Genomic DNA, 19,477 nt, shown 5'->3' with positions numbered 1-19,477 from the left:
CCCCGGAAAGGCGTCCGGCCTGCCCTCTTAGCGATCATCTATTTGATCTATAGAGCGGTTTTATTGGACCGCTCGCGGAACGCGTGGAACTGTCGCCCTACATTGATCAACCGCCCCCCGGACAGCAGGAGGTAGGATGATCAGCGAGCTGATCAGCAAGGACGACCGATTCCAGGAGATCCTGGAACGTCTGAACCGCAAATCGGTCGAGGACTACTACAACCCCTACCGGATGTTCGACTGGCCGGATTCCCTGCCGGAGAACCGGTGGTGGATGAGTCCCGAACTCACGACCACCTACGGCACCGACGTCGCCTCCGAACTCGACCAGGAACAGCTTTACCGCCTTTCCCGGTACGAGAGCATCAATTTCTACAGCCTCAATGTGGACGGAATCCGCGAGCTCATCGTCGAGGTGACCAGGCGCATCCACACCCGGGGCTTCGAGATTCCGTCGGAGTTCTTTCACCACTTCATCGGCGAAGAGAACGAGCACATGTGGTTCTTCGCCGAGTTCTGTCTCCGCTACGGCAAGAAGATCTACCGGCAGCTGGAACCGGCCGGTCAGGGAAGTGCGTGGTCCGACGAGGCCGCCAGTTTCCTGGTGTTCGTCCGCATCCTCCTCTTCGAGGAACTGGTCGACCACTTCAACAGCACGATGGCGGCCGACGAGCGGCTGCACGACACCATCCGTGCGGTCAACCGCATTCACCACCAGGACGAGTCGCGGCACATCGCCTTCGGCCGCGAACTGGTCTCCCTGCTCTTCAAGGACCTGAAGGCCAAGGCCTCGGAAGAGGAACTCCGCCAGGTGCGGGAATACCTCAAGCGCTACCTGAACTACAGCTTCGAGTCGCTGTTCAACCCGCAGGTCTACCGGGACGCCGGAATTCCCGAGCCGTTCGCCGTCCGACGGCGCCTGCTGGCCTCTCCGCGCAGCGCGGAGTTCCAGCAGCAGGTGTTCCGCAAGCCCCTGAACTATCTGGTCAAGACCGGGATTCTGCAGGACCGGGACCTGAACGTCTCCCGGGCGTCCGTGGGACAGGGGGAGGCGTGACCGCGACGATCTCGACGGCCCAGGGCGGTGCCCTCACCATCCTCGGCCCCGACCAGACCGACCTGCTGCGCGATCTGGACCGCACCATCACCCGCTGGGCCGACGAGGCCGGCGCGCGGGAGATCATGCCGCCGCCCGTCTATCCGCTCAGCGACCTGGAGAAGTTCGACGTCTACGAGAACTTCCCGCACCTGCAGTTCGTCGGCGGTCCGCTGGACGTGACCGGCGCCCCGCCGGCGCCGGTGGAGGGCTCCTTCGCCAGCGGCGACGTCCGCCCCTCGTTCCTGGGCCTGCCGCACTCCAGCTGCTACGGCGCCTACCTCTACTTCGAGGACCGGTCGGTGGCCCCCGAGACCACCATCACCCTGATCAACCGGTGCTTCCGCAACGAGGAGAAGTACGAGGGGCTGCGGCGGCTGCTCAGCTTCCAGATGCGGGAGATCGTGGCCCTCGGCTCCTTCGAGCACACCCAGCAGGTCATCGCCCGCTTCACCGACCGGATCGAGGAGTTCGCGAAGAACCTCGGCCTGGAGCTGAACAAGGAGGCGGCCACGGACCCGTTCTTCGAGCGCGACGGCGGCCGTGCCCTCCTGCAGCGGCTCAGCCCGGTCAAGCACGAGTTCCAGGCCGACGGCCTGGCCATCGCCTCGGTCAACACCCACCGCAACTTCTTCGGGGAGCGGTGCCGCATCACGGTCGACGGCACGGGCGAGCACGCCTTCACGGGGTGCGTCGCCTTCGGCCTCGAGCGGTGGCTCGCGGTGCTGAGCGACCGGTTCGACGGCGATCTGGTGCGCGCCCGCGCGGTCGTCAACGCCGCGGCCTCGTGAGCGGAACCGCGATCCGGGTCGGGGTGGACCTCGTCCCCCTGTCCCGCGTACGGACCATGGCCGACGCCGACGACGGCCGGCTGCTGCACCTGATGCTCACCCCCGCGGAAGCGGAGCTGAGCCGGTTCGCCTCCGGTTGGGACGTCCACGGAGTGGCCGGCCGGCTCGCGGCCAAGGAGGCGGTCTTCAAGCTCTTCCACGTCACCGGCCAACCGCTTCCCTGGCAGTCCATCGAGGTGCTGAAGGGCCCCGGCGAATGGCCCTGCGTCCGGCTCTCCGGACCGGCGGGCCGGTGGGCCGCCGAGGCCGGCATCGAGGCGATCGACATCAGCATCTCCCACGAAGAACAGTTCGCCGTCGCCGTCGCGGCCGGCGCGACGGGACGCCCCCCACTAGAGGAGGAATTCCATGCCCAGCAAGACCTCGTCCAACGTTGACGCCGTGCGCAACTGGCTGCTGGCCAAGCACCCCGAGCGCACCTCCATCGCCCCGGACGAGGACCTCATCGGCTCCCGCCTCGTCGACTCCCTCTCCTTCGTCGAGTTCGTCCTGACGGTCGAGGAAGCCAGCGGGGCGGAGATCGACCACGAGGCCATCGACCTCGCCGACTTCCGCACGCTGGAGGCCATCGAGCGGAAGTACTTCTGATGGGTCGCTTCCTCCACGCCGAGGACTACGAGACCGGGACGCGCCACGACCTCGGGACGCACAAGGTGACGGCCGAGGAGATCACCGCCTTCGGCCGCACCTACGACCCGCAGCCGTACCACGTCGACGAGGAGGCGGGGCGCGCCTCCGCCTTCGGCGGCCTGATCGCCAGCGGCTGGAACACCGCGGCGATCTGGATGCGCCTGTACGTGACGACGCTGCTGCCCGACGCCGCGGCCGCGGGCACGGTCGAGGGCTCGCCCGGGGTGGACGAGGTGCGCTTCCTGCACCCGGTCCGGCCGGGTGACGTGCTGAACGGCACGTGCGAGATCCTCGGCTCCCTCCCCTCCCTCTCCGCGCCCGACTTCCGCATCGTCCGCAACCGCGGGCGCCTGGTGAACGCGGACGGGACCGAAGTCCTGACGCTGATCCTGAACGCCCGGTTCCGGTGCCGGCCCAAGAACTCCTGAACCAGACCATCCCGAGAACGGAGCCTGTCATGGAGACCGTGTCCTACACGTCGCAGTGGACTGCGGCCGCCCGCGCCCTGGAGAGCGAGCGGAGCGACGCCCTGTTCAACGACCCGCTGGCCCGGGCGCTCGCCGCGCCGCGCGGATTCGAGCTGCTCGACCACTACGGCGGCGGCGGGCTCGTCGAGTTCGTGGCCGTCCGCACCCGCTACCTCGACGACGCCATCAACGATCTCGTGGGCAGCGGCATCCGGCAGGTCGTGCTGATCGCGGCCGGCATGGACACCCGTGCGTACCGGCTGAGCCTCCCGGACGACGTCACCGTGTTCGAGGTCGACCACCAGGCGCTGATCGACGAGAAGGAGAAGCGCCTCGCCCAGCTCGGCTCCCCGGCGCCGACCGTCAAGCTCCAGCGCGTCGGGGCGGACCTGGCGGGCGACTGGTCCGCGTCGCTGCGCGCCGCCGGCTTCGACCCCTCCCTGCCCACGCTGTGGATCCCCGAGGCCCTGCTGTTCTTCCTGACCGAGGAGCAGTCCGCCACGCTGATGCGCACCTTCGCGGCCAACTCCGCCCCGGGCAGCTGGGTGGCGGTGGACATCCTGAGCAGGACGCTGCTGCGCAGCCCGGCCACCCAGATCTTCCTGTCCTCCCTCAACGAGGACGGCATCCCCTGGCTCTTCGGGACCGACGAGCCCGAGGAGTTCATGGCCGGCACCGGCTGGACCGTACGGGAGCTCAAGGAGCCGGGTGAGCCCGGTGCGGGCGAGGGCCGCTGGCCGTACGCCGTCCAGCCCCGCGAGGTCAAGGGAGTGCCGCGCAACTGGCTGCTCCGCGCGGAACTCGCCTAGTCACGGCCCCGGCACCGAGCGGCACAGCCCCCACGGGCTGTGCCGCTCAGGGGCGTTGGCCCGACGTCCGCCGCACAGACCAACCGCCAACCGCCAACCGCCAACCGAAGGGAAAGTGCCATGACCGAGAGTCGTCCCGTGACGACCACGGACAGCGGTATCCCGGTACCGAGCGACGAGTTCTCCCAGTCCGTGGGGGCCGACGGCCCGCTGCTGCTGCAGGACCACTACCTGATCCAGAAGCTCGCGCACTTCGACCGCGAGCGCGTGCCCGAGCGGGTCGTGCACGCCAAGGGCGGCGGCGCGTACGGCGTCCTGGAGATCACCGAGGACGTCAGCCAGTACACCAAGGCCGACGTCTTCCGCCGCGGCAAGCGCACGGAGCTGTTCCTGCGCTTCTCGACGGTGGCCGGCGAGCTGGGCTTCGCGGACACGGCCCGCGACCCGCGCGGCTTCGCGGTGAAGCTGTACACCGAAGAGGGCAACTACGACATCGTCGGGAACAACACGCCGATCTTCTTCATCCGCGACCCGCAGAAGTTCCCGGACTTCATCCACTCGCAGAAGCGGCGCGCCGACAACCACCTGCACGACAACAACATGCAGTGGGACTTCTGGACGCTGTCGCCGGAGTCGGCGCACCAGGTGACGATCCTGATGTCCGACCGCGGCACCCCGTTCTCCTGGCGGCACATGAACGGCTACGGCAGCCACACGTTCCTCTGGTACAACGACGCCCGGGAGAAGTTCTGGGTGAAGTACCACTTCAAGACGGACCAGGGCATCAGGAACTTCACCAACGACGAGGCGGCGGCCGCGGGCGCCGACGACCCGGACTTCCACATCCGGGACCTCCACCAGGCGATCAGGAAGGGCGACCACCCGACCTGGACCCTCCAAGTGCAGGTCATGCCCTTCGAGGACGCGGCGGACTACCGGTTCAACCCGTTCGACCTGACCAAGATCTGGCCGCACGAGGACTACCCGCCGATCGACATCGGCACCCTGACCCTCAACCGCAACCCGGAGAACTACTTCGCCGAGGTCGAGCAGGCCGCGTTCGAGCCGTCGAACCTGGTTCCGGGCGTGGCGCCCTCCCCGGACAAGATGCTGCAGGGGCGGCTGTTCAGCTACCCCGACACCCACCGCTACCGGATCGGCGCGAACTACCTGCAGCTGCCGGTCAACCGGCCGAAGAACGCGGTGCACTCCTACAACCGCGACGGGTCCATGCGGTACGGCAACCCGGGCGATCCGGTGTACGCGCCCAACAGCTTCGGCGGCCCGGTCGCCGACCCGATGCTGCTGGTCGGCGAGCACTACGAGGTCACCGGCGAGATCGTCCGCAGCGCCCACCGGCTCCACGCCGAGGACGACGACTTCGTCCAGGCGCGGGCCCTGTGGGAGAAGGTCATGACCGACACGGACCGCGCGCACCTGGTGACCAACATCGTCGCGCACGCCTCGGCGCCCGAGGTGACGGCGGAGACGAAGGAGCGCGTCGTCGACTACTGGCGCAGCGTCCACAAGGACCTGGGCCTGCAGGTCGCCAGGGGCCTGGGTGTCCAGGGGAAGTAACCACCAGCAGCGTCGCGAGGAGCAGACCATGAGTTCGGCCGAGACCGTCACCCTCCGGCGTCTCGCCTGGGCCGGCGTCGAAGTGGCGGCCGGGGACGTGCGGGTCGTCATCGATGCCATCCGGAACACCGAGGACCTGGCGGGGTTCCAGGGCCAGCCACGGCGGCCCCTGCCCAGCATCGACGCCGCTCCGGGGGTGCGGACCCACGCCTTCGTCACCCATCTCCACCCCGATCACTGCGACCGGAAGCTGCTCGCGGAGATCGCCGCGAGCGACGGCGGGACCGTGGGCTGCCACACGCCGATCGTGGACGTCCTGGGCGGGATGGGGGTGACCGCGGTGCCGCAGGAGATGGGCGAGCGGCGGAAGATCGGGCCGTTCACCACCATTCCCGTGGCGTCGCACGACTGGCGCGGCGACGACCAGGTCGCCTGGATCGTCGAGGCCCCGGGCCTGCGCGTCATCCACTTCGGCGACACCATCTGGCACGGCATGTGGTGGTCGATCGCGCGCGACTACGGCCCCTTCGACGTCGCGTTCCTGCCCATCGCCGGGGTGATGGCGCGCCGCGAGGGCCTCACCCCGACCAACCAGCCCGCCACGCTCACCCCGGAGCAGGCCGTCGAGGCGGCGGTGGTCCTGCAGGCGTCGACCGCCTGCGCGATCCACTACGACCTCTTCAACAACCCGCCCTACTACACCGAACAGCACGACGTGCGCGGGCGCTTCCTGCGGGCCGCCCGGGCCAGGGGGATCCACGGCATCGCCCCCGGCGACGGCAAACCCGTGCCGCTCGCCACCGCCGCCTGACCCCAGCAGCCGCGCATGCCCACCGGGCCCTCGTCCCGGCGCCCTCCGCCCCTGGCGCCGGCCGGAGGCGACGGCCCGGTGCGCGTACCCCCGGAAGGATCGTTCGTGACCCCACCCCCTGAATCGGAAACCGGGATTTCCTCGCCCCGCGGAACGGCGGACGCGCCCGCCGCGGCCGCCGGCGCGGCCGGGCCCGGTTCCGTTCCCGCCCACGGCACTCCGCGGAGCCGTCGCGTGCTCTGGTACGCGCTGGCGGTGCTGCTGGTCGGGATCAACATGCGGCCCGCCATCGTGGCGGCCTCCCCGCTGCTGGACGAGATCCGGCACGTCACCGGCCTGTCCAACGGCGGCGCCGGCGCGCTGTCGACGCTGCCGCTGATCTGCTTCGGCATCTTCGCTCCGCTCGCGCCCCGGCTGGCCCGCCGCTGGGGCATGGAGCGCACCCTGGTCGCGGTGCTGGCGGTGCTGCTGTGCGGCACCGCGATACGCCTCGTCCCGTCGCTGTTCCCCCTGTTCGCCGGGACGTTTCTGGTCGGCACGGCGGTGGCCGTCGCGAACGTGGTCATCACCGCGCTGATCAAGCGGGACTTCCCGCAGCAGGTCGGGCTGATGTCCGGCCTGCACACCACCATGCTGGTCGGCGGCGGCGCGGTCACGGCCGCCGCGACCGTTCCGCTGCGCGACGCGCTGTCGCTGTCGTGGGCCGGCGGCCTGTCCGTCTGGGGCGTGCTGGCGCTCGCGGCGCTGGTGGTGTGGGCGCCGCGGCTGCGCCGGGGACAGGAGCAGCCCCGGGTCCCCGCGCAGGCGGGCGGTTCGATCTGGCGCAGCAGGCTGGCCTGGGCGGTCGCCCTGTTCTACGCGTTCCAGTCCTTGCTGTACTACACCGCGACCACCTGGCTGCCGTCGTTCTACATCGACCACGGCTACACCGAGGGCGGCGCCGGGGTGCTGCTGGCGGTCTGCATGGGCTCCGCCATGGTCACCTCGCTCCTGGTGCCGGTGTGGGCGCAGCGGTCCCGGCGGCAGAGCTACCTGGCGGTGGGCGGCACCGTGCTGTGCATGGCCGCCTTCGCCGGCCTGATCGCCGCACCGGTCGGGGCGGCGGTGCTGTGGGCCGTCCTGCTGGGGCTCGGTCTGGGGGCCGTGCTCTCCCTGGGCATCGCCTACATGTCGATGTGTGTCCGCAGCACGCACGACGCGGGCCTGCTGTCGGCGATGTCGCAGTGCGTGGGCTACCTGCTGGCGGCCGTGGGCCCGACCGCCTTCGGCGCCGCCCGCGACCTGACCGGGGCGTGGACCGCCGGTCTGATCGCGCTGGTGGTCCTGTCCGTGCCGATGGGGATCACCGGCGCGCTCGCCGGCCGCGGGGGCCACGTCGAACGGTAGGAGCCGGAACGGCAGGAGCCGACCGGACGGCAGGAAAGGGGAGGAAACGGCAGGAGGGAGGGCCGTGCGTGCCATTGGCCCTCCCCCGGAGCGGCCCGGGAGGCCGCCACTGGGCCAATGGCTCAGGGAAATCGGCCTCTGTTGAGCCAGCAGTCGATGTAATGGTCTGATGTGGGTGTCGATGGCGCTGCGGATCTCCGCGGCGCCTTTTTCATGTCGCATTCGCGCCGGCCTTCCTGCCGGCTGCTTGGCCAGGACGTCGAAGGGGCGGGAGCAGTGCTGAAGAGGGCGTTCATGGCACCGGATCCGGGCCTGGGCAGGCTGCGGGTCGCGCTCCGCGCCGTCCTGGGCGTGACCTTCGCGGTCACCGTCGTCCAGCTGTCGGGCCTGCCGCTGACCGCCTCCATCACCGGTGGGCTCGCGGCGCTGCTCGCGCTGTTCACCGTCGCCGACCCGACCGTGCGGCGCCAGGTGCACACGACCGCGCTGCTGCCGGTCGTGGGCTTCCCCGTGCTCGCCCTGGCGGCCGGGCTGCACGGGCTGCCGCTGGTGCGCGACGCGGCCTTCCTCGCCGTCGTCCTCTGCGGGGTCTACGCCCGCCGCTGGGGCCCGCGGGGCAACGCGCTCGGGATCTTCGGCTTCATGATGTTCTTCGCGACGCAGTTCCTGCACGCGGTCCCCGCCCAGCTGCCGCACCTGTACACGGCCATGATCATGTCCCTGGCGGCCGCGGGCTCCGTCCGCTTCGGGTTCTGGTGCATCGAGCGGCGCACCCCGCCGCCCGCGGCCCCGGCGCCCCTCGCCGGGCGCGGGCTGGCGCGCGTCACGACCAGGCAGGCCTTCCAGACCGCCTTCGCCTGCGGCCTGGCGCTCGCCGTGGGCCAGATGGTCTCCGACGAGCGCTGGTACTGGGCCGTCGGCACCGCCTGGTGGATCTTCGTCAACACCGCGTCGCGCGGCGAGACGCTCGTCCGGGGCTTCCGGCGGGTGCTGGGCACGGTGATGGGCATCGCCACCGGAATGGTCGTCGCCCTCCCCCTGCACGGGGCGCCCGCGCCCACGGCGGCCCTCGTCGCGGTGTGCGTCTTCGGCATCTTCTACACCGCCGCCGTCTCGTACACGTGGATGATGTTCGCGGTGACGGTGATGGCCGGACTGCTCTACGGGCTCCTCGGGGTCCTGGACGCGGACCTGCTCACGCTCCGGCTGGCCCAGACCGGCGTGGGAGCCGCCGGTGCGGCGCTCGCCGTGCTCCTCGTGCTGCCCGTGACCACGCACGCCACCACCGACGCCTGGATCCAGCGCGCCCTGCGCTGCGTGCACGCGTGCGCCGCCGAGGCCGCCGCGCGCCTGGCCGGTTCGGAGACCGCCGACCCCGCGCCGCGGGTGGCCGAGCTGGAGCTGCTGCTCGGCCGGGTCCGGCTCTCCCTCGCTCCGCTCGTCCACCCGCTGAACCCCTTCCGCGCCCGCAAGGAGAAGGCACGCCGCGTGCTCGCGCTCCTCGACGACTGCGCCCGCGAGGTGCGGGGGCTGGCGTCCGTCGCCGCGGACCCGGAGGCCTCCCACGACGACCGGCTCGCCGCCGCCTGCTGGCGCGTGGAGGCCGCGGTGGAGGCGCTCACCACGCCGGGGAAGACCGGCGACACGGCGGCAGCCCCGGCGGCGCCCGATCACCTGCCGGCCGAGCCTGCCCTCGCCCACCTGCACGACCTGGAGAGGGCCCTGGCCGAACTGGCGGCGCCGCTGCGCAGCACCCGGCCCTCACCCCTGGTCGGCGCCTGAGGGCCGCCGCAGCGGGCGCCCGGCCGGCGGCCCCGGATACGCGGTGGCGGCGGCCTCCTGCTCCCGTGCGCGGGCGCGGAGGCCGCCGCCGTAGCGGCGCAGGAGGAGGATCGCGGTGGTGGCGAGGCCTGCGAGGAGACCGAGCCAGATGCCGAGGGTGTCGAGGCCGGCCGCGTAGCCGAAGAGCCATGCGGCGGGCAGGCCGACGGCCCAGTAGCCGACGAGGGTGATCCGGAATCCGCTCCTGGTGTCGTCGAGCCCGCGCAGGAGACCGACGCCGATGTTCTGCGCGCAGTCGAAGAACTGGAGCACGGCGACGACGAGCAGCAGCCGCGTCGCGATCGTCACGGCCCTGTCGTCGCCCGCGGCCCCGCCGTCCAGGAAGGGGCGCAGCACCAGGCCGGGCAGGGTGACGTAGACGGCGCCGACGGCTGCCATGACGGCGGCGGCACAGGCCAGCGCGGTGTTCTTGATGCGCAGTGCGGCGTGGACGCGGCCGAGGGCGAGTTCGCGGCTGACGTTGATGGAGGCCGCGTGGGAGAGCCCCACGGCGACCTGGAAGACGATGTAGACGAGCTGGTTGATGGCTGTGTGGGCGGCCAGGGCGGCGCTGCCGAAGGAGCCGGCCATCAGGGCGGTGACCGAGAAGAACCCGGCCTCGGATCCGTAGGTGGCGGCGATGGGGACGCCCAGGCGCACGAGCTCGCGCACGGTGGTGCGGTCGGCCGCGAACATGTTGAGGCTGAGCAGCGGGGCGAGGGCCGGGTCCTTGCGCGCGGAGGCGTACAGGGCGAGGAAGGAGAGCAGGTAGACGGCGGAGGTGGCGACGCCGATGCCGGTCAGGCCCAGCTTCGGCAGGCCCCAGGTGCCGTGGATCAGCACCCAGTCGAGGCCGGCGTTGACGGCGACGGAGGCGAGGGTGATCTGCAGCAGGGCCTGGGGGCGGCGCATGCCGACGGTGAACTGGCGGACCGCCTGGAACCACAGGCACGGCAGCAGGCCGGGGGCGAGGGCGGGCAGCATCGTCCGTACGCGGTCGGCGACGGCGGCCTCCTGACCGAGCAGGGTGAGGGCCTGCCCGATCAGGAGCATGAGGACGGCTCCCGCCAGTCCGGCGAGGGTGGCCACCGCCATGCTCGCGCGGACGATCCTGCGGACCTCCGCGTCGCTCCGCGCGGCGTCGCCGTCCGCGGTCTCGGCGCGGGCGGCGGCGGCCGCGATCCGGTTGCCCACGGAGGTGACCAGGCCGACGCCCATGGTGCGGAGCTGGTTGAAGATGACGAGGGCCAGGCCTCCGGCCGCCAGGTCGCGGGTGCTCAGCAGGCCCATCATCACCGTGTCGGTGGTGGTCAGGGCCACCTGGGCGAGCTGGGTGAGGACGAGCGGGACGGCGAGGCCGGCCAGCGCCCGGCTGTCGCGGAGGAGGGTGGTGGGGTCCATGGCGGGCATCAGCCCTTGCGGAGTTTGGTGAGGGCCTCGTCGATCTCGCGCTCCAGAGCGGGATCGGTGAGGTTCCTGGCGTTCATCCACGCGTCGTCGAACACGGTGTCCATGTACTTCTCCCCGCCGTCGTTGACGAGGGCGACGATAGTGGTGCCCGGCGCCAGGGACGGCAGGCGCGACAGCGCCTCGTGGACGACGCCGCCCGCGGAGCCGCCGATGAGGAGGCCGGTGCGGGCGACGGCGCGGGCCGTCGCGAAGGCCTCGACGTCGCCGACCTTGACGCCCTCGTCGATCAGGTCGAAGTCGACCAGCGCGCCGATCCCGGCGCCCTCGGGGGTGCCGGTGCCGGACTGGTAGTAGTCGTGGGCGGGGCCGCCGAAGGCGATCGACCCCTTGGGCTCGACGCCGACGGTCCGCACGCCGGGAACGAGCTTGCGCAGTTCGCGCGCGGTGCCGCACAGGGAGCCGCCGGTGCCGACGGCGCCGATGAGGACGTCGATGCGGCCGCCGAGGGCCTGGTGGAGCTCGTGGGCGACGGGGTGGTAGCCGACGCCGTTGCTGGGGTTGTTGTGCTGTTCGGTGAAGACGGTGTTGTCCCGGCCGCGGGCCATCTCCTCGGCGAGTTCCTCGCGCGCGGCGGTGGCCAGCTCCTCGGTGCCGTCGTCGGCCACGTAGACGAGTTCGGTGCCGAGCGCCTTCATGGCGCGCAGCTTGTCGGAACAGGCGTGGTGGTCGACGACGGCGGTGAAGACGTAGCCGCGCTCGGCGGCGACGACGGCGAGGCCGAGCCCGGTGTTTCCGGAGGTGGACTCGATGATGCGGCCGCCGGGGCGCAGCTCGCCGCGGGCCTCGGCGTCGAGGACCATCTGACGGGCCATGCGGATCTTGGCGGTGCCGGTGGGGTTGAACATCTCCAGCTTGAGGAGCAGCCGGCTGCCGTTGTCGGTGCGGCACAGCTCGAACAGCGGGGTGCGTCCGATGAGGTCGGAGATGCGGGAGACCACGGCGGGGCGCATCAGTGCCTCGTTCATGGAAGGAACTCCTGTGGCAGGTGGGGCGGGGAACCGGAGGCGGGGGAACGGGGGGGCGAGGGGAACCGGAGGCGGGGAGGGGATCAGCAGGCGGGCCGGCGGTCCAGGCGCCAGCGCGGCCGGCCGCCGCGCGTGGTGCCGTCTCCGGTGTCGACCGGGCTGTCGTCTGTGGCGTCGTCCGTGGCGTCGTCTGTGGCGTCGAACACGACCTTGGGGGGCAGCGGCAGGTCGTGGAAGGGGGACTCGTTCGAATCCATCTGGTAGCCCGCCGTGTTGGGGTAGACCAGCAGGTCGCCGACCGAGGGGCGGACGGGGAAGGGGATCTTGCGCCAGGTGAGCAGGTCCGACTCCAGGCAGGTGGCGCCGCCCGCGCACGCGGGGTGGACCCCGGTCCCCCCGGTCCTCCGGGTCCCCCCGGCCCGGCCGGCCGGGGGGACCAGCACGGGGTCGGGGAGGAACTCGCTGTTGAACCACTGCTCGGACAGGCTCAGGCTCGTGCCGTCGACGGTGAGGATCGCGTAACCGTCGCGGTCCTTGACGCCCTGGATGCGGAAGACGGAGGAGCCGGCCCGGTCCAGCAGTGCCCGGCCCGGTTCCATCAGCAGGAGGGTGCCGGTCTCCCGGAGCCTGCTGCCGAGGCTGTCCCGGCCGCCCGCCGGGACGGCGGCCAGTACGGCGCGGAGGGCGTCGGCCCCGGCGACCGGCGAGTGGTACGGGTAGAAGTCGGCGGGGGTGAACCTCCTGCGTGCGTGGTAGTGCCCGGGATGCTGCGTCGCGAGGAAGGAGTGCCAGTCGCCGGCTGCCGCGTAGTCGACGGCGAAGCCGCCGCCGATGCTGATCCGGTCGGCCCGGAGCCCCATAACGCGGGCCTTGAGGCAGAGGTCGACGAGGTGGCCGGCGAGGTCGGCCCGCGGCTGGACGGCGTAGCCGGAGAGGTGGAAGCCGAAGCCTTCCATCCGGACGGCGTCGCCGGCCCGTGCGCAGTGCGCGAGGGCCTCTTCGAGCTCCGCCCCGTCCAGGCCGAAGCGGCTGCCGGGCTGTGCCGGGGGCAGGACGCGGAGCAGCAGCCGGGGCGGAGGGGCGCCGCCCGCCCGGGGCGCCGCGGTGAGGCGGTCGAGTTCGTCGAGGGAGTCCACCGCGGTCAGGGCGCCCTGGAGGGCGGCCACGCGCAGCAGTTCCTCGCTCTTGGCCGGCCCGGTCACCACGATGTTCTCGCCCCGGACGCCGTGGCCCAGGGCCTCGCGGAGCTCGCCGGTGCTCGCGACGTCCACTCCGGCGCCCGCGGCGGCGCAGCGTTCGATCCATGCGGCGGCCTTGTTGGCCTTCTTCGCGTAGTACACGCGCCCGTCCACCCCGGCGTCGGCCAGCGCCGCGCGGAACGCGGCGAGGTTGGCGTCGAAGCGGTGCGGGAGCAGGAAGTGGAAGGGGCCGCCGAAGGCGTGGGCCAGCTCGTGGAGGAGGCCGCTGCCGAGGACCGCGTCCGTCGCGGGGTCGGGGTGCGCGGGCAGGCTCGGAGGGGGCGGGGGTGTGCCGTTCACCGCCACAGCGGCACCTGCGTTCCCAGGCCCTGTGCGAGGGCGAGCTGGGCGAAGCGGTGGCCGAGGGCGATGTCGGTGACGACCAGGCCGCTGTTGTAGGCGAAGATCCGCTCGGTCGGTGCGGTGCGGCCCGCCGCCGCGCCCGCGAGGACCGGGGGGAACTCGGTGTCGACGGCGGGGAGTTTGCCGTCGGCGTCCGCCATGTCGGTGCCGGTGACGTTCATCTGGGCCTCGCTGGTGGCCACGACGCGGTCGGCGCGGTGCAGCGTGGAGGGGTCCAGGCCGTGGCCGACCAGGATCGCCAGCGTCCCCGGCGCCAGGTCCCCGGCCTCGACGGCGGCGGGGGTGTGCGCGCCGGCCGTGGCGACGACGACGTCGGCGTCGCCCGCCGCGGCCCGGACGTCGGCGACGACCTCGACGTCGCGGTCGGGGAAGTGGGCGTGCAGCTGCGCCCGTACCGCCTCGATTCCCTCGGGGTGGGTGCCGAAGAGCATCAGCCGGTCCAGGCCGGGCAGCGTGGTCAGCAGGAACGGCAGGGCCAGCCGGCCCTGGGTGCCGGTGCCGATGACCAGCGCGCTGCGGGCCCCGGGGGCGGCGCACTCGCGGGCCAGCAGGGCGGAGACGGCCGGGGTGCGCAGGGAGCCGATGCGGCTGCAGTCCATCATCGCGACGGGCAGGCCGGTGACGTCGTCGTAGAGGGTGAGGGTGGTGTAGTAGTGCTGCTCCTGGCGCCCCTTGTCCAGGCCGTGCTTGTACGAGGTCTTGACGGCGACGACGTCGCGGGAGCCGTCGCGGCCGAGCATGGCGTACGCGACCGAGTGGCCGTCGGCGGGCTTGACGGTGAGCTTGCGCGGGTTGTCCGAGAGGCCCGCGGCCAGGGTGCGGTAGGCGCCCTCGACCGTGCCGACGACGTCGGCGAGCGTGATGTCGATGCCCGCGAGGTCGCTGGTGGACAGCACACGCAGGGTGGTGTCGTCGGCGGGGGTGCCGGATATGCAGGGGTCGGCGGCGGTACGGGTCATGTCACGCTCCTCGTCTGCTGGGTTGCCCGATGTCTGCTGGGCTTTGCCGATGTCTGTTGGGCTTTGCCCGGTGTCTGCTGGGCTTTGCCGATCGGTGATCAGATGGCGGCCACGCGGCGGACAGACGCCGATCAGGCGGCGTACGCCGTGGTGACGGCCTGGCCGTAGCCGTGCTCGGCGGCCTCGGCCGGGGGCCGGCTGACGCGCCCGGGGACGCGTACCGACGCGCGCTTGAGCCAGCGGTCGGTGCCGTCGTAGCGGGCCTTGAAGGGGACGCGGCCGTGCACGACGAGGTCGTTGTCGACGACGAGGACCTCGCCGGGGCTCAGGCTCACCGCGACCGAGACGCGGGCGAGTTCGGCCTCCAGCCGCTCGTACGCGGCACGGTAGGCGGGGGTGGCCTTCTCCAGGGGGGTGTAGGCGGGGTCGAAGCGCAGGGTGAGGCCGTCCTCGGAGCGCCACAGGGTGGGCACGTCCGGCGGCTCCCCCGCGAAGCCCTGCGCTTCGAAGTAGGCGTCGTCGGGGAGGATGGGCAGTTCGGGGCGCGAGAGCGTGGCGATGTCGGCGTCCTCCAGCCGGACCTTGCGGATGCTCGCCGCGGTGGTGGCGATGTGGTCGTGGTTGCGCATGCAGCCGAGCATCAGCAGGTGGGCGCGGCCGGGGTGGAAGGCGTCCTCGGTGTGCGGGCTGAGGAGGACGTCGCTGCTGGCGCCGGTCTGGGCCTGCTCGTGGCCGACGGCGGGGACGATGTTGTGCACGAACCGGCCGCCCTGCTGGCCCTCCCAGGCGATGGGGTTGCCCATGGCGGCGGCGAGCAGCAGCATCACGATGTCGTGGCCGGGCGCGCTGTCCCCGGCCTCGGCCCAGCTCGCGGGCGTGGGGCCGATGCGGGTGTCGTCGACGGTCAGGCCGCGCAGCACGAACAGGCCGTCGTCGGTGTCGACGGGGCGCAGGTGCTCGCGGATCGTCCCGCCGAGGTCCGCCGCGGACCCGGCGATCGCCGCGAGGAGTTCGGGGGACGTGGCGGACGTGCCGAAGGCGGCGAGGATCTCTCCGGCGGTGCGGTGGAGTTCGGCGGACGAGGCGGCGTCGAACCGGCGTACGGGTGGGGCTCCCGTGCTCATGGCAAGGTCATCCGTTCCGTGTGCAGGGGCGGAGGAGAGGTTTCCGGGCATGCCCGGGAAGCGGCCGCAGGGCATGGCGGTGCGCGGACGGCTACCTGTGGGGGGCGGCAACGTGTGGCGGAAATCAGGCTGTTGGCGTCAGCGGACGCCGAAAACGTACCACCGAACTTAGGTTAGGCAAACCTTACTTTAAAGTAGCCCCACTCCTCCCGATTCCGCCCAACTCGCGTACCGGAAGCGGAGGTTGACGATGCTTCATCTTTCGCTTCACCATCCACGCAACGTTGCGATCATGGCGAATATCAGGGTAGGCAAACCTAAGTAAGAACAACTGCAGCGGAACGGGGACGACGTGAACTGGACAAGGCGCCAGGCGCTGTGGGCCGGGGGAAGCATCGGCGCGGCGGCGCTGCTGTCCGCCTGCGGGGGTGGCGAGAACGATGCGCCCTCCTCGCCGGCGGACTCCGCCGGGACCCCCCGCAAGGGCGGCACCCTCCGCATCGGCGCGCTCGGCCGCGCCTCCGCCACCACTCGCGACCCGCACGGAACCCAGGGCAACGAAAGCGACTACCTGATCATCGCGCTCGTCTACGACACCCTCACCGCACCGGGCCTCAAGGACAACACGGTCGGCCGCCTCGCCTCCGGCTGGACCCCTTCGGCCGACCTCAAGACCTGGCGCTTCACCATCGCCAAGGGCGCCGCCTTCCACGACGGCTCCCCCGTCACCGCCGACGACGTCGTGTGGTCACTGCGCAGACTGCGCAACACCCCCGCCGGAGCCGCACGGTTGCCGGGCATCAAGGCGGAGAACATCACCGCCGCCGGCAAGGACACCGTCGTCCTCGTCTCCGACCAGCCCAACGCCGAACTCCCCCTGCTCACCCGCCTGTCGACGTTCGTCCTGAAGAAGGAAACCCCCGACAAACAGATCGCCGGGGCCCCGGGCACGGGCCCGTTCAAGCTCGACTGGTTCCGCAGCGGCAACGCCCGCCTGCTGCGCAACGACAAGTGGCACGGCGGGCCGGTCCACCTCGACGCCATCGAGGTGACCATGTTCGAAAGCCCCCAGGCCATGGCCAACGCCCTGCTGGGCGGCCAGATCGACGTCGCGTCCAACGTCGGCGCGGTCGCGGCCCGCAGCGCAGCCTCGCGCAAGGACATCCAGCTCGTGCGCCGCCCCAACGACATGGCGATGCCCGTCGTCATGCGCGCCGCCGACGGTCCCTTCGCCGACGTCAGGGTCCGCGAGGCCATGAAGCTCGTCGTCGACCGCGAGGCCATGGTCAAACAGGTCCTCTCGGGCTACGGCACCGTCGCCAACGACATCCTGGGCACCGGCGACCCGGCCTACGCCAAGGACATCCCCCAGCGCAAGCGCGACCTCGCCCGGGCCAAGGAGCTGCTTGCGGAAGCGAAGTTCGACCTCTCCAAGACCTACGAGCTCATCACCACCGAGGACGTCCCCGGGCTCGCCGAGTCCGCGACGCTGTTCGCCGGCCAGGCCCGCGAGGCCGGCATCAAGATCAAGGTCGTCAAGCAGGAGTCGGGCGCCTTCTACGAGAAGACCTGGCTCAAGGGGCAGCTCTACACCAACTACTGGGGCACCAACGACTCCGTGGTGTTCTTCGCCTCCAAGACCATGGTCACCGGCGCCGGCCAGAGCGAGGCCGGCTGGTCGGACCCGCAGTTCGACGCCGCGTACCGCAAGGTCATCGGCACCGCCGACAAGAAGGCCCGCGCCACCGCCCTGCGCGAGCTCCAGAAGATCGAGCACGACAAGTCCGGCTACCTGCTCTGGGGCATGGCCGACGGCATCGACCTGGCCGGGTCCAAGGTGCGCAACCTGCCCAAGCTCCCCGGCTACGGGCGGGTGCAGCTCGAGAGCGTCTGGCTGGAGCGTTGAGCCAGGCAGCTGCAGAGCGGGCCGGGGCCGCCGCACCGCCGGCGGCCCCGGCCCTGCACCGTGCCGCGACGGCGGCCGCCCGCACCGCCGTGGTGCTCGCCAAACGGGCCCTGATGCTGAGCGTGCTGCTCGCCGTCGTGTTCGCCGCGATCGAGCTGCTGCCCGGCGACGCGGCCTCGGCCACGTCCGAGCGCGGCGAGAGCGCCGCCGACACCGCGGCCCGGCGGCACCTGCTGGGCCTGGACCGGCCGGTGTGGGAGCGGTTCGGGGACTGGATGACCGCGCTGCCCACCGGCGACCTGGGCACCTCCGCACGGGGCGAACGCGTCACCGGCCTGCTCGCCGCCCCCTTCCCCAACACGCTCCTGCTCGGCACCACCGCCTTCGCCCTCACCTTCGCCGCGGCGCTCGCCCTGGGCTGCTGGGCGGCGTTGCGCCCCGGCGGCACGGTCGACCGGATCATCGGCTTCACCTCGGGCATCGCCCTGGCCCTGCCCGAATTCGTCGTCTCCGTCGGCCTGCTGCTCGTCCTGTCCCTGTGGACCGGCTGGCTGCCCGCCGTCACGCTCACCGCCCCCGACGGCTCGCCCGCCTCCTGGACCATGCTCGTCATGCCGGTCCTGGCCCTCACCGTCCCGCAGGCCGGCTGGAACGCCCGGATCATCCGCGGTGCGCTGGCCGACCAGGCGGGCGCACCGCACGTGGCCGCCGCCCGGCTGGACGGCCTCTCCCCGCGCCGCGTGCTCCTCCGCCACGCGCTGCCCGGCGCCTGGCCCGCCATCGCCACCGGCGCCGCCACCTCCACCGGCATGCTGCTGGGCGGAGCGGTCGTCGTCGAGACCCTCTTCAACTACCCCGGCCTCGGCACCGTCCTGTCCGGCGCCGTCGCCGACCGCGACACCCCGGTCATCGCCGGGGTCGTGGCCTGCACCGGAGCCGTCATCAGCCTCGTCCTGCTCTGCGCCGACCTCGTGCGAGCCCGCACCCTGGGAGCCCGCCCATGAGCTCCGCCGCCCTCGCCCCGTACCGCTCCCGGCGCCCCCGGGTCCGCGTCCTGCTCGCCGTGGCGCCCGGGCTCCTGCTCACGCTGCTCGCCCTGACCGGCCCGCTGTACGCCCCACGGACGGAGGCCTCCCCCGTCACCGCGCCCTACGCCTCGCCCGGCCGGGACGCGCTCCTGGGCGGCGACCAGCTCGGCCGGGACGTGCTGAGCCGCATGCTGCACGGCGGCAGCGCCCTCATCGGCAGCGCGCTCGCCGTCGCCCTGCTCGTCACCGCCCTGGCCGCCGTGCTGGGCTGCTTCGCCGTCCTCACCCCGGCGCTGGGACGGCTCGTCGAGCGCAGCGCCGACGTCGCCATCCTGCTGCCGCCCGTGCTGGGCATGATGCTGATCGCCCTGGCCTGGCCCGGCGGCGGGCGCCTCGCCGTCATGGCCGCCGCCACCGTGCTCGGCGTGCCGTACGCGGTGCGCGTGGTGGCGAGCGCCGCCGCGCCCGTCGCCGCGGCGGGCTTCGTCGAGGCGGCCACCGCGAGTGGCGAACGGCTGTGGCACCTCGCCCTGCGCGAGATCCTGCCCAACCTGCGGTCCACCGTCCTCGCCCTGTTCGGCCTGCGCTTCGTCGCCGCCGTCTACGTCATCTCCATGGCCGGCTTCCTCCAGCTCGGACCCCAGCCCCCGGCCGCCGACTGGGCACTGATGATCCGTGAGAACGCCCCCGGCGCCCTCCTCAACCCCTGGGCCGTCGTCGCTCCCAGCATCGCCATCGGACTCCTGGCCGTGAGCGTCAACCTCGCCACCGACGCGCTCACGCCTGCGGCGCGGCGGGCGGGGGCGGGGGTGCGGTGACGCGTGCAGAACGGCTCACTGCCGTAGAGCCGCGTACTCCGGCGGGGCCGCGCCGGGGATCCGTGCCGCGTTGCGCCTCCGCACCGGAACGCCGACGCACCGCCGGATCCGCCCCCGGGCCCTCGATCGGCCCCTGCCCCGACCCTTCGCCCGTCCC

Annotated in this window: 18 protein-coding genes; 13 read left to right on the top strand and 5 right to left on the bottom strand. The window is 72.2% G+C overall.

The window, feature by feature from the left end; translation table 11 throughout:
• Positions 1-136: 136 nt before the first annotated feature.
• The 10 genes from ACFPP6_RS07105 to ACFPP6_RS07060 all read left to right on the top strand — a co-directional run bounded on the left by ACFPP6_RS07105 (position 137) and on the right by ACFPP6_RS07060 (position 9,410).
• Positions 137-1,057: a diiron oxygenase gene (locus tag ACFPP6_RS07105; RefSeq protein WP_382038296.1), complete on the top strand. Its 921-nt coding sequence runs from the start codon at positions 137-139 to the stop codon at positions 1,055-1,057.
• Positions 1,054-1,887: a class-II aminoacyl-tRNA synthetase family protein gene (locus ACFPP6_RS07100; protein ID WP_382038294.1), complete on the top strand. Its 834-nt coding sequence runs from the start codon at positions 1,054-1,056 to the stop codon at positions 1,885-1,887. The genes ACFPP6_RS07105 and ACFPP6_RS07100 overlap by 4 nt, the downstream gene beginning before the upstream one ends.
• Positions 1,884-2,324, top strand: a complete 441-nt coding sequence (locus ACFPP6_RS07095; protein ID WP_382038293.1) for a holo-ACP synthase — start codon at positions 1,884-1,886, stop codon at positions 2,322-2,324. Before ACFPP6_RS07100 ends, ACFPP6_RS07095 begins: the two co-directional genes overlap by 4 nt.
• The gene (locus tag ACFPP6_RS07090) at positions 2,296-2,535 is read left to right on the top strand and encodes an acyl carrier protein (protein ID WP_382038291.1); all 240 of its coding nucleotides are present in this window, start codon (positions 2,296-2,298) and stop codon (positions 2,533-2,535) included. Before ACFPP6_RS07095 ends, ACFPP6_RS07090 begins: the two co-directional genes overlap by 29 nt.
• Positions 2,535-3,005 carry a MaoC family dehydratase gene (locus ACFPP6_RS07085; protein ID WP_168091016.1) on the top strand — a complete coding sequence of 157 codons (471 nt, stop codon included), beginning with the start codon at positions 2,535-2,537 and terminating at the stop codon, positions 3,003-3,005. The genes ACFPP6_RS07090 and ACFPP6_RS07085 overlap by 1 nt, the downstream gene beginning before the upstream one ends.
• Before the next feature lie 29 nt (positions 3,006-3,034).
• Positions 3,035-3,853, top strand: a complete 819-nt coding sequence (locus ACFPP6_RS07080; protein WP_179083626.1) for an SAM-dependent methyltransferase — start codon at positions 3,035-3,037, stop codon at positions 3,851-3,853.
• Positions 3,854-3,973: 120 nt separating this feature from the next.
• Positions 3,974-5,431, top strand: a complete 1,458-nt coding sequence (locus ACFPP6_RS07075; RefSeq protein WP_382038288.1) for a catalase — start codon at positions 3,974-3,976, stop codon at positions 5,429-5,431.
• Between the two features lie 28 nt (positions 5,432-5,459).
• Positions 5,460-6,242, top strand: coding sequence for an MBL fold metallo-hydrolase (locus ACFPP6_RS07070; protein ID WP_382038287.1), 783 nt, complete (start codon positions 5,460-5,462; stop codon positions 6,240-6,242).
• A gap of 234 nt (positions 6,243-6,476) precedes the next feature.
• The gene (locus ACFPP6_RS07065) at positions 6,477-7,628 is read left to right on the top strand and encodes a CynX/NimT family MFS transporter (RefSeq protein ID WP_382038286.1); all 1,152 of its coding nucleotides are present in this window, start codon (positions 6,477-6,479) and stop codon (positions 7,626-7,628) included.
• A 276-nt stretch (positions 7,629-7,904) separates the two neighbouring features.
• Positions 7,905-9,410, top strand: coding sequence for an FUSC family protein (locus ACFPP6_RS07060; protein ID WP_382038284.1), 1,506 nt, complete (start codon positions 7,905-7,907; stop codon positions 9,408-9,410).
• Here ACFPP6_RS07060 and ACFPP6_RS07055 read toward each other — a convergent pair.
• From ACFPP6_RS07055 to ACFPP6_RS07035, 5 genes are all read right to left on the bottom strand, one after another.
• Positions 9,390-10,850, bottom strand: a complete 1,461-nt coding sequence (locus tag ACFPP6_RS07055) for an MATE family efflux transporter (RefSeq protein WP_382038282.1) — start codon at positions 10,848-10,850, stop codon at positions 9,390-9,392. The two genes, ACFPP6_RS07060 and ACFPP6_RS07055, sit on opposite strands and share 21 nt — an antisense overlap.
• An 8-nt stretch (positions 10,851-10,858) precedes the next feature.
• Complete coding sequence (locus ACFPP6_RS07050; RefSeq protein WP_382038281.1) at positions 10,859-11,884, bottom strand: cysteine synthase family protein; 1,026 nt, start codon at positions 11,882-11,884, stop codon at positions 10,859-10,861.
• Between the two features lie 83 nt (positions 11,885-11,967).
• Entirely contained in the window at positions 11,968-13,428 is a 1,461-nt protein-coding gene (locus tag ACFPP6_RS07045) for an alanine racemase (protein ID WP_382038279.1), read from the bottom strand.
• Positions 13,419-14,444, bottom strand: a complete 1,026-nt coding sequence (locus tag ACFPP6_RS07040; RefSeq protein WP_382038277.1) for an ornithine cyclodeaminase family protein — start codon at positions 14,442-14,444, stop codon at positions 13,419-13,421. The genes ACFPP6_RS07045 and ACFPP6_RS07040 overlap by 10 nt, the downstream gene beginning before the upstream one ends.
• Before the next feature lie 131 nt (positions 14,445-14,575).
• On the bottom strand, positions 14,576-15,568 hold the full coding sequence (locus ACFPP6_RS07035) for a TauD/TfdA family dioxygenase (RefSeq protein WP_382038275.1): 993 nt from the start codon (positions 15,566-15,568) through the stop codon (positions 14,576-14,578).
• A gap of 352 nt (positions 15,569-15,920) precedes the next feature.
• On the opposite strand from ACFPP6_RS07035, the gene ACFPP6_RS07030 reads away from it, so the two are divergent.
• The 3 genes from ACFPP6_RS07030 to ACFPP6_RS07020 are packed head-to-tail and all read left to right on the top strand — an operon-like array spanning position 15,921 to position 19,320.
• The gene (locus tag ACFPP6_RS07030) at positions 15,921-17,474 is read left to right on the top strand and encodes an ABC transporter substrate-binding protein (protein ID WP_382038273.1); all 1,554 of its coding nucleotides are present in this window, start codon (positions 15,921-15,923) and stop codon (positions 17,472-17,474) included.
• Complete coding sequence (locus ACFPP6_RS07025) at positions 17,459-18,478, top strand: ABC transporter permease (protein ID WP_382038517.1); 1,020 nt, start codon at positions 17,459-17,461, stop codon at positions 18,476-18,478. The genes ACFPP6_RS07030 and ACFPP6_RS07025 overlap by 16 nt, the downstream gene beginning before the upstream one ends.
• The gene (locus ACFPP6_RS07020; RefSeq protein ID WP_382038271.1) at positions 18,475-19,320 is read left to right on the top strand and encodes an ABC transporter permease; all 846 of its coding nucleotides are present in this window, start codon (positions 18,475-18,477) and stop codon (positions 19,318-19,320) included. The genes ACFPP6_RS07025 and ACFPP6_RS07020 overlap by 4 nt, the downstream gene beginning before the upstream one ends.
• The last annotated feature ends 157 nt before the right edge of the window (positions 19,321-19,477 follow it).

The sequence above is a fragment of the Streptomyces aureoversilis genome, assembly GCF_042657885.1.
Classification (GTDB): domain Bacteria; phylum Actinomycetota; class Actinomycetes; order Streptomycetales; family Streptomycetaceae; genus Streptomyces; species Streptomyces aureoversilis.
The sequence above is the reverse complement of the archived record's forward strand: the minus strand, read 5'-3'. Positions and strand labels throughout refer to the sequence as shown.

Coding starts and splice junctions, on each gene's coding strand:
- ACFPP6_RS07070 (WP_382038287.1), top strand. CDS start 5,460: ATGAGTTCGGCCGAGACCGTCACCCTCCGGCGTCTCGCCTGGGCCGGC.
- ACFPP6_RS07055 (WP_382038282.1), bottom strand. CDS start 10,850: ATGGACCCCACCACCCTCCTCCGCGACAGCCGGGCGCTGGCCGGCCTC.
- ACFPP6_RS07085 (WP_168091016.1), top strand. CDS start 2,535: ATGGGTCGCTTCCTCCACGCCGAGGACTACGAGACCGGGACGCGCCAC.
- ACFPP6_RS07090 (WP_382038291.1), top strand. CDS start 2,296: ATGCCCAGCAAGACCTCGTCCAACGTTGACGCCGTGCGCAACTGGCTG.
- ACFPP6_RS07050 (WP_382038281.1), bottom strand. CDS start 11,884: ATGAACGAGGCACTGATGCGCCCCGCCGTGGTCTCCCGCATCTCCGAC.
- ACFPP6_RS07105 (WP_382038296.1), top strand. CDS start 137: ATGATCAGCGAGCTGATCAGCAAGGACGACCGATTCCAGGAGATCCTG.
- ACFPP6_RS07035 (WP_382038275.1), bottom strand. CDS start 15,568: ATGAGCACGGGAGCCCCACCCGTACGCCGGTTCGACGCCGCCTCGTCC.
- ACFPP6_RS07020 (WP_382038271.1), top strand. CDS start 18,475: ATGAGCTCCGCCGCCCTCGCCCCGTACCGCTCCCGGCGCCCCCGGGTC.
- ACFPP6_RS07040 (WP_382038277.1), bottom strand. CDS start 14,444: ATGACCCGTACCGCCGCCGACCCCTGCATATCCGGCACCCCCGCCGAC.
- ACFPP6_RS07080 (WP_179083626.1), top strand. CDS start 3,035: ATGGAGACCGTGTCCTACACGTCGCAGTGGACTGCGGCCGCCCGCGCC.
- ACFPP6_RS07075 (WP_382038288.1), top strand. CDS start 3,974: ATGACCGAGAGTCGTCCCGTGACGACCACGGACAGCGGTATCCCGGTA.